At 69.3% G+C, this 277-nt stretch carries 1 protein-coding gene; it reads right to left on the bottom strand.

Features of this window, described 5'->3' with window-relative positions; genetic code table 11:
• Positions 1 to 277, bottom strand: a 277-nt coding sequence (locus tag ACZ2XM_RS15505) for a class I SAM-dependent methyltransferase (RefSeq protein ID WP_490619016.1), incomplete at both ends; no start/stop codon positions are given.

The following is a 277-nucleotide window of genomic DNA, read 5'->3' as shown; positions in this document are numbered from 1 at the left end:
GGTACTCGTAGGCCGCCGGGTTCGAGCTCGCCAACCGGGCGAGGACCGGCATCCCGTAACGCAAGTAGGCACCGTAGCCCACCCGAACTGGCGCGAGCGGAGGCTGCGAGAACTCGCACACGACCACCCGGCCGCCCGGCTTGGTCACCCGGTAGAACTCGGCGAGCGCCGCCCGCGGGTCGACGATGTTGCGCAGGCCGAACGAGATCGTGACCGCGTCGAAGGTGTCGTCGTCGAACGGCAGCGCCGTGGCGTCGGCCTGCACGAAGCTGATGAA

Source organism: Psychrobacter sp. CoH-33_TS_01, from assembly GCF_058189395.1.
This window is presented reverse-complemented; position numbering and strand designations above follow the sequence as displayed.